The sequence below is a fragment of the Stenotrophomonas sp. GD04024 genome (assembly GCF_029837545.1).
GTDB classification, from domain to species: Bacteria; Pseudomonadota; Gammaproteobacteria; order Xanthomonadales; family Xanthomonadaceae; genus Stenotrophomonas; species Stenotrophomonas forensis.
The window spans coordinates 1-9,291 of the sequence record NZ_JAOEDV010000120.1; the positions used below are offsets into that span (position 1 = coordinate 1).

Here is a 9,291-nt window from a genome sequence, read left to right on the forward strand (position 1 = left end):
GCGCGCTTGAGCAGCTTCGCCTCGCGCTTGCGTGCGCGACGTGCCCGCCAGCGTTCGGCCAGGCACGAGAAGATCACGTACAGCGCCGGCGTGCTGAGCAGGGTCAGGCTCTGCGAGAACAGCAGGCCGCCGATCATCGCGATGCCCAGCGGGCGCCGCAGTTCGGAGCCTTCGCCGAGGCCGATCGCCAGCGGCACGGCCGCAAGGATCGCCACCATGGTGGTCATCATGATCGGGCGGAAGCGCACGATGCTGGCCTCGCGGGCGGCGTCGCGCGGCGCCAGCCCGTGCTCGCGCTGCGCCACCAGCGCGAAGTCGATCATCATGATCGCGTTCTTCTTGACGATGCCGATCAGCAGCACCAGCGCGATCATCGAGATCACCGACAGCTCGGTGTTGGTGCCGAACAAGGCCAGCAGCGCACCCACGCCCGCCGCCGGCAGCGTGGACAGGATGGTGACCGGGTGGATCAGGCTCTCGTAGAGCATGCCCAGCACCAGGTACACGGTCAGGATCGCCGCCAGCACCAGGATCAGCATGTCGCTGGGGTCGGAGTTGAAGCCGAAGCCTGCATCATCGGCCAGGCGGATGTCGCCCGGCATGCGCATGCCGGCCACGGTCGCATCGATGATCGCCTTGGCCTCGCCCATGCTCACGTCCGGAGCCAGGTTGTAGCTGAGGTCCATCGTCGTGTACTGGTTTTCATGGGTGATCTGCGACGGTGCCAGCCCCGGAATCTGGGTGGCGACCGCGGTGATCGGCACCATGTCGCCGTTGCGCGCCCGCACGTACACCTCATCCAGCGCCGCCGGCGTGGCGGTCTGCGAGGGCAGGGCGTTGACCACCACGCTGTACTGGTTGATGTCCGAGTAGATGGTCGAGATCTGGCGCTGGCCGAAGGCTCCGTACAGCGCGCCATCGATGGCGCCGACGGTGATGCCCAGGCGCGCGGCCTTGGCGCGGTCGATCTGGATGTTCTGGCGCAGCCCGGCGTTGTCGACATCGGTGCCGACGTCACGCAGTTTCGGGTTCTTCTTCAATTCCGCCTGAAGCTTGGGCAGCCATTCCTGCAGTGCAGCCAGGTCGTTGCCCTGCAGCGAAATGCGGTACTGCGCGCCCTGGCTGGAGCCACCGCCATCGTTGCTGGGAAGATCCTGGATCGCGCGCAGGCGCAGCTGCAGGTCCGGGTAGCGGTCGGCCTTGGCACTCAACCGCGCCAGTGCATGCGCGGTGGTTTCGCGGCGGCCGTCGCTGCGCGATTTCAGCTCGATGTTGAACTGCGCGCTGGAGCCCTGGCGGCCGCTGCCCAGGCGTACGCCCACGGTCTTCACCGCCGGGTCGGCCATCAGCATGTCGGTGATGCGGCGCTGGCGGGCGACCATGTCCTCGAAGGACACGGTGGCGCTGGAGTTGGCGCGGCCCCAGATCAGGCCGGTGTCCTGCGGCGGGAACGCACCCTTTTTCACTGCACCGAACAGGAACACGGTGACGCCGATCAGGATCAACGGGGTCAACGACATCAGCAGCGCGTGGCGCAGCGAGAAGTCGAGGAACACGGTGTAGACGCGCAGCATGCGCTCGTGGCCGGCATCGAGCCAGCGGCCGAAGCGCGACGGCGGCGCCGCGTGGTCGTGCGCGCTGAGGAAGCGGCTGCACAGCGCCGGAGTCAATGTCAGCGAGACGATCATCGAGACCACGATGGCCGCCACCAGGGTGACGGTGAACTCGCGGAAGAACGCGCCCATCATGCCGCTGGCGAACAGCAGCGGGATGAACACCGCCACCAGCGAGGCGGTGATCGAGACGATGGTGAAGCCGATCTCGCGTGCCCCGGTCAGCGCCGCCTGCATGCGCGGCATGCCCTCGTCGAGGTGGCGCATGATGTTCTCGATCACCACGATGGCATCGTCGACCACGAAGCCGATCGCGATCACCAGCGCCAGCAGGCTCAGGTTGTTCAGGGTGAAGCCCATCACGTACATCACCAGCGCGGCACCGGCCAGCGACAGCGGCACGGTCACCGCGGCGATCAGCGTCGGTGCCAGCCGGCGCAGGAACAGCGCCATGGTCAGCACCACCATCGCCAGGCTGATCAGCAGGGTGATCTGCACTTCGTGCAGCGAGGAACGGATGGTCGGCGTACGGTCGAAGTACGGCGTCATCGTGGTGCCGGGCTGCAGGTAGTCGCGCAGGGTCGGGATCTGCGCCTTGACCCGGTCCACGGTCTCCACGATGTTGGCGCCGGCACGGGTGAACACGTACATCACCACCGCCGGCTTGTGGTCGAACCAGGCCGCCTGGTAGGCGTCCTGCTGGCCGTCGTAGACGTTGGCGATGTCCTTCAGGCGGATCACCCGGCCATCGCCCTGGGTCTTGACCACCAGGTCGGCGAAGTCGGCGGCACGCGCCACCGAATCGTTGGCGATGATCGCGGTGGTGGTGTTGCCATCGCTGAGGAAGCCGGTGGGCGAGGTCACGTTGGCCGCGCGCACGGCGTTGCGCAGGTCGTCGGCGGTCAGGCCGAGGGCGTTCATCAGGCGCAGGTTGACGTCCACGCGCACGGCCGGCGTCGAGGCACCGGCAATGTCGACCGAGGCGACGCCGCTGATCTGGCGGATGCGCTGCGCCAGCAGTGAGTCAGCGACGTTGTACAGCTCGTCGGCCGACTGCGTCTGCGAAGTCAGCGCGATGGCGATCACCGGGTCATCGTTCGGATTCGCCTTCTGGTACATCGGCGAGCCCATGCCCGAGGGCAGGTCGGCCTGCGCCGAGTTGATCGCGGTCTGTACGTCCAGCGCCGCCGAATCGATGTTGTGACCGCTCTGGAAGATCATGAACACCAGCGAGCTGCCCTCCGAGCTCGACGAGCGCATGCGGTCGATGCCTGGCAGCTGGCCCAGGTGGCGTTCCAGCGGCGCGGTCACCGTGGTTGCCATTGTGGCCGCATCGGCGCCGGACTGGCTGGCGTGCACGAAGATCACCGGGATCTCGATGTTCGGCAGTGCCGACACGCCCAGGCGCAGGTAGCAGATCAGGCCGACCATGAACAGGCCGATGGCCAGCAGCGCGGTGCCGATCGGGCGGCGGATGAAGGGGCCGGACAGGTTCATCGTGCGGCCCCCCGCGGCAGCGGGGCGTGGATCATGCCTGCGGCTCCTGCAGCGAACCGTTGCGCAGCGCACGCTGTTCGCGGCGGCGGGCCAGCCACTCGGAGAAGCGCTCCATGTACAGGTAGATCACCGGCGTGGTGTACAGGGTCACCAGCTGCGACAGCAGCAGGCCGCCGACGATGGCGATGCCCAGCGGGCGGCGCAGTTCCGAGCCGATGCCGGTGCCCAGCGCCAGCGGCAGCGCGCCGAGCATGGCGGCAGCGGTGGTCATCATGATCGGGCGGAAGCGCAGCAGGCAGGCGCGACGGATCGCTTCATGCGCGTTGGCGCCGGCGCGGCGCGCCTCGATCGCGAAGTCGACCATCATGATGCCGTTCTTCTTGACGATGCCGATCAGCAGCACGATGCCGACGATGCCATCCACCGACAGGCTCAGGCCGCACAGCATCAGCGCCAGCAGCGCACCGACACCGGCCGGCGGCAGGGTGGAGATGATCGTGATCGGGTGGATGTAGCTCTCGTAGAGCACGCCCAGCACGATGTAGATCACCACCAGCGAGGCCAGCAGCAGCCACACCACATCAGTCTGGCTGCCGGTGAACTCGGCGGCCTTGCCGATGAACTCGGCATGCAGGTGGGTGGGCATGTCCAGGCCGTCCTTGGTCTCCTGGATTGCACGCACCGCTTCGGACAGCGAATAGCCCGGCGCCACGTTGAACGAGACCGTCACCGCCGGCAGCTGCTGCTGGTGGCTGACCACCAGCGGTGCGCTGCTCACCTTGCCCTCGGCCAAGGCCGACAGCGGGATGATGTTGCCGGCGCCGACAGTGATGCCGGTGTTCTGCGCGCCGATGCCGGTGGCGGTGGACGAATTGGACGAGGTGACCTGGCCGAAGCTGGTGGCATTGGTGCCGGTCAGCGCGCCGGCACCGTTGGAGGCCACGGCCAGCTGTTCCATCAGCGCGGTGCTGGTGCGGAACTCCGGTGCCACTTCCAGTACCACGCGGTACTGGTTGAGCTCGGTGAAGATGGTCGAGATCTGGCGCTGGCCGAACGCATCGTAGAGCGTGTCATCGATGGTCTGCATCGGTACGCCCAGTACGCTGGCCTTGTCGCGGTCGATGTTCAGCTCAAGCGCGCGGCCCTGGTTGGACAGGTTGTTGTCGACGTCGGCCAGTTCCGGGCGCTGGCGCAGCGCTTCGGTCAGGCGCGTGGCCTGGGTGGCCACCGTCGCCGAATCCACGTCCGACAGCGAATACTGGTACTCGGTGGCGGCCACGCGGGTATCCAGGGTCACGTCCTGCACCGGCTTCAGGTACAGCGCTACGCCCGGAATACCAGCCACCGCCTTCTGCAGGCGCGGCAGGATCTCGTCCAGGCCATCGCGCTGGCTGCGTTCCTTCAGCACGATCGACAGCTGGCCCTGGTTGAGCGTGGGGTTCATGCTGCCGGCACCGATGAACGCCGACACGCCGGTGACGTCCGGGTCCTGGCGCAGCGCTTCTGCGACCTGCTTGGTGCGCTGCTCCATCTGCGGGAAGGCGATGTTCTGGTCGGCCTGCACCACGCCGGTGATCAGGCCGGTGTCCTGCTCGGGCAGCAGGCCCTTGGGAATCAGCACGTACAGCAGCACGGTCAGCACCAGCGCGCCGCCGGCCACGGCCAGGGTCAGGCGCTGGTGGCCCAGCACCCAGTCCAGGCTGTGCTCGTACAGGCCGACGGTGCGTGTCCACAGGTTCTGCTTGCCGGCCGCCGCTGCGCGCTCATGCGCGTCCTCGCCCTCGGGCAGGGCATCGGGCTTGAGCAGGTAGGCGCACATCATCGGGGTGAGCGTCAGCGAGATCAGCATCGACAGCACCACGGCGATGCTCAGCACCCACGCGAACTCATGGAACAAGCGGCCGGTGACGCCGGGCATCAGCAGCAGCGGCAGGAACACCGCCACCAGCGAGACGGTCAGCGACAGCACGGTGAAGCCGATCTGGCGCGCACCGATTTCGGCCGCCTCCTTGCCACTCTTGCCCTGCTCGATGTAGCGCACGATGTTCTCGATCATCACGATCGCATCGTCGACCACGAAGCCGGTAGCCACCACCAGCGCCATCAGCGAAAGGTTGTCCAGCGACATGCCGGCGAAGGCCATCACCGCGAAAGTGCCGGCCAGCGACAACGGTACTGCCACCGACGGAATGATCGTGGCCCACAACCGGCGCAGGAACACGAAGATCACCGCCACCACCAGGCCGATGGTCAGGATCAGGGTGAACTGCACTTCGTGCACCGAGGCGCGGATGGTCTCGGTGCGGTCGTTGAAGATCTCCAGGTGCACGTCGGCCGGCAGCACGCCCTGCAGCTGCGGCAGGATCGCGCGGATGCGCTCGACGGTCTGCACGATGTTGGCGCCGGGCTGGCGGCGCACTTCCAGCAGTACCGCAGGCTTGCCATCGGCCCAGGCGGCCAGCTGGTCGTTCTCCACGCCATCGACCACGTCGGCCACGTCGGACAACCGCACCGGGCGGCCGTTCTTGTAGCTGATGATGGTGTCGCGGTACTCCGCCGCGCTGGCCAGCTGGTCGTTGGTGCCGATGCTGTAGGACTGGGTCTTGCCGTTCAACGAGCCCTTGGGCGCATTGACATTGGCCTGGGTCAGCGCGCTGCGCAGCTGTTCCAGGGTCAGGCCCATGTTCGACAGCTGCGCCGGGTTGACCTGGATGCGTACCGCCGGGCGCACGTTGCCGGCGATCGAAACCAGGCCCACGCCCTGCACCTGCGACAGGCGCTGGGCCAGGATCGAGTCGGCGTAGTTGTTGACGTCGCGCAGCGGGCGCGTGTCAGAGGTCAGCTTCAGGGTGACGATGGCCGCGTCGGCCGGGTTCACCCGGTTGTAGACCGGCTGGTAGGGCAGCGACGAGGGCAGGGTGGCCTGGCGGATCGCCGCCTGCACGTCCTGCGCGGCGATGTCGATGTCGCGGTCCATCGAGAACTGCAGGATGATCGTCGACAACCCGGCCGAGGAGTCGGAGGTCATCAGCTCCAGCCCGGAGATCTGCCCGAACTGGCGCTCCAGTGGCGTGGTGACCAGCGAGGCCATGGTGGTGGCGTTGGCGCCGGGGTACTGGGTGGTGACCACCAGGCTGGGTGCATCGATTTCCGGCAGCGCCGACACCGGCAGCTTGCGGTAACCGAGGATGCCCAGCAGCAACAGCCCCGCCATCAACAGCGAGGTGGCGATGGGGCGGCGGATGAAGATCGTCGAAAAGCCCACGGACTGATCCTTGCTGGCACTTCATTGGCAGCGCCGGCGGGGATGCCGGCGCGGGAGAGGTCAGTGGCCTGCGCTCAGCGCGGGCCACCACCACGACGGCCACCGCCGCCACCGTTCTTCTGCTCGGCGGCCTTCAGTTCGGCCTCGGTCGGCGCGGCCGGCGTTTCGCCCGGCTTCAACGCGGTGACCTTGCTGCCCGGCTTGAGGCGGAACTGGCCTTCACTGACCACGCGCTCGCCACCCTTCAGGCCTTCGGCGATCTGCACCTGGCTGTCGCCCACTTCCACGCCGCTGCGCACGGTCTGCATCTTTACCGTGTTGTCGCCCTGCACGATGTAGACGTACTCGCCATCCGGGCCACGCAGCACCGCCTGGGTCGGGATGACCACGCCGCCACCGATGGTACGCAGCTGCATGCGCACGTTGACGAACTGGCCCGGCCACAGCCCGTTGTCGGTGTTGTCGAAGATCGCGCGGGCCTTGAACGTGCCGCTGTCGGCGCTGATCAGGTTGTCGACCACGTCCAGCTTGCCGTCGCCGGAAAGCACGTGCGAATCGGCGCGGTCCAGCGCGGCCACCGGCACCGTGCCGGCCGCCTGCGCCTGGCGCACGTCGCCGAGCTGGCGCTCGGGCAGGTTGAACAGCACGTGGATCGGATGGATCTGGGTCAGCGTGACCAGCGCGGTACCCGCGTTGACCACGTTGCCGGCGTCGACCGCGCGGATGCCGGCAATGCCGGAGATCGGTGCGGTGACCTTGGTGTACTGCAGCTGCACCTGTGCCGAGCGCATGCTGGCCTCGTTCGCTGCGACCGCGCTTTCGTACTGTGCCACTTGGTTTCGCTGTGTATCCAGATCGGTCTTGGCAACGTACTGGCGATACTCGGGTGCGTTCGAGCGCTGGAAGTTGGAGCGTGCGGTGGCCAGCAGGGCTTCGTTCTGGCGCTTGGCCGCCGCCGCCTGGTCATAGCTGGCCTGCGCGGTGCGCGGATCGATCACCGCCAGCACGTCACCCTGCTTCACTTCCTGGCCTTCGCGGAAATTGAGGCTCATCAGCTGGCCGCCCACCTGCGGGCTGACGGTGACAGTATTCATCGCCGTCACCGTGCCCAGCGCGCTGGCGTACACCGGCACGTCCTGGCGCGTGGCGTCGACCACGGTCACTGGCACCGGGCCGGCATCCGGGTCTTCGCCGCCCTGGCGCGCGCCCGCAGCGGGTTTTCCAGCCTTGTCCTTGCCTCCGCCGACGACGCGCAGGCCGACCACGGCCAGCACCAGTACCGCCACGACCAGCAGCACGATCTTCCAAACACGTGACATTACGAGGACTCCAAGAGGGCTGGACCGGGCGGGACCCCGGGGGCAATGCGCAAAGCATACCTGTGCCACATCACGTTTCCTGCATGACGGATGGGACGGGCGCTAAGACCGGCTCCAGCCGCGGAGGTTCCCGTGGCGGCAGTGTTGCCCTACATTCAGCTGGAACCCCTTGCCGTGGAGATTGCGATGCGCCGTTCGCTGCTGTTGTCCGCCCTGTTGCTGGCCCTGCCGGCGCTTGCCCATGCCCAGGACGGGCAGCGCCCGGAAGTGACCGCCGCCGCACAGCGGCTGCAGGCCCGGGTGGTTGAATGGCGCCGCGATTTCCACCAGCATCCGGAGCTGTCCAACCGCGAGGCGCGCACCTCGGCCGAGGTCGCCAAGCGCCTGCGTGCGATGGGCCTGAAGCCGAAGACCGGCATCGCCCATCACGGCGTGGTGGCGATCATCGAAGGCGGCAAGCCGGGCCCGAAGATCGCGCTGCGCGCGGACATGGATGCGTTGCCGGTGACCGAGCAGACCGGCCTGCCGTTCGCCTCCAAGGCCACCGACCAGTACCGCGGCCAGACCGTGGGCGTGATGCATGCCTGCGGCCATGATGCGCACACCGCCACCCTGCTCGGCGTGGCCGAAGCGCTGGTGTCGATGAAGAAGGACCTGCCGGGCCAGGTGATGCTGATCTTCCAGCCGGCCGAGGAAGGCGCACCGCCGCCGGAAGAGGGCGGTGCGGCGCTGATGTTGAAGGAGGGATTGTTCGCCGACTTCAAGCCGGAGGCGGTGTTCGGCCTGCATGTGTTCTCCAGCGTGCAGGCAGGGCAGATCGCAGTGCGTGGTGGCCCGCTGATGGCCGCCTCGGACCGCTTCGGGATCAAGGTGATCGGCCGCCAGACGCACGGTTCGGCACCGTGGAATGGCGTGGACCCGATCGTGGCCACCGCCGATCTGGTCGGCACCGCGCAGACCATCGTCAGCCGCCGCGCCAACCTTTCCAAGCAGCCTGCGGTGCTGACCTTCGGCGCGATCAACGGTGGCATCCGCTACAACATCATTCCCGATGAAGTGGAGATGGTGGGCACCATCCGCACCTTCGACGAAGGCATGCGCCAGCAGATCTTCGCCGACCTGCGCAACGTGGCCGAGCATACTGCTGCCGCGCACGGCGCGAAGGCAGTGACCGACATCTACGAGTCGGAAGGCAACCCGGCGACGGTGAACGACCCGGCGCTGACCGCGAAGATGCTGCCGAGCCTGCAGGCGGTGGTCGGCAAGGACAACGTGTACGAGCCGCCGCTGCAGATGGGCGCGGAAGACTTCTCGCTGTACGCGAAGGAAGTGCCGGGCATGTTCTTCTTCGTGGGTTCGACCAGCGTGGGCATCGACCCGGCGACGGCGCCGGCCAACCATTCGCCGAAGTTCCTGCTGGATGAGAAGGCGCTGGATGTTGGGCTGCGGGCGTTGCTGCAGGTGAGCCTGGATTACCTGCACGGTGCCGGCACTCCTGCGGGCTGAGGGTTTCCGGCAGGGCTTGCAGCCCTGCACCCGCCTAAATCAACGTCAACGTCAAAAGCGGTGCTGGAGTTCTGCTGGTTGGGCGGGGCGG

4 protein-coding genes are annotated in these 9,291 nt (G+C 67.4%); 1 reads left to right on the forward strand and 3 read right to left on the reverse strand.

What is annotated here, in order from left to right; all coding sequences use genetic code 11:
- From N7590_RS21145 to N7590_RS21155, 3 genes are all read right to left on the reverse strand, one after another.
- A partial coding sequence (locus N7590_RS21145; RefSeq protein ID WP_279935870.1) for an efflux RND transporter permease subunit occupies window positions 1-3,110 on the reverse strand: 3,110 nt, incomplete at its 3' end.
- Between the two features lie 31 nt (window positions 3,111-3,141).
- The gene (locus N7590_RS21150) at window positions 3,142-6,375 is read right to left on the reverse strand and encodes an efflux RND transporter permease subunit (RefSeq protein ID WP_053511608.1); all 3,234 of its coding nucleotides are present in this window, start codon (window positions 6,373-6,375) and stop codon (window positions 3,142-3,144) included.
- Between the two features lie 74 nt (window positions 6,376-6,449).
- A complete protein-coding gene (locus tag N7590_RS21155; protein ID WP_008268529.1) occupies window positions 6,450-7,694 on the reverse strand; it encodes an efflux RND transporter periplasmic adaptor subunit in 1,245 nt (414 codons plus the stop codon).
- A gap of 186 nt (window positions 7,695-7,880) precedes the next feature.
- Between N7590_RS21155 and N7590_RS21160 the strand changes: the two genes are divergently transcribed.
- Window positions 7,881-9,200: a M20 family metallopeptidase gene (locus N7590_RS21160; protein ID WP_006473586.1), complete on the forward strand. Its 1,320-nt coding sequence runs from the start codon at window positions 7,881-7,883 to the stop codon at window positions 9,198-9,200.
- Window positions 9,201-9,291: the final 91 nt, after the last annotated feature.

Bases quoted from the DNA above. Each gene is read 5' to 3' on its own strand.
- N7590_RS21155 (WP_008268529.1), bottom strand. From the start codon at position 7,694: ATGTCACGTGTTTGGAAGATCGTGCTGCTGGTCGTGGCGGTACTGGTG.
- N7590_RS21160 (WP_006473586.1), top strand. From the start codon at position 7,881: ATGCGCCGTTCGCTGCTGTTGTCCGCCCTGTTGCTGGCCCTGCCGGCG.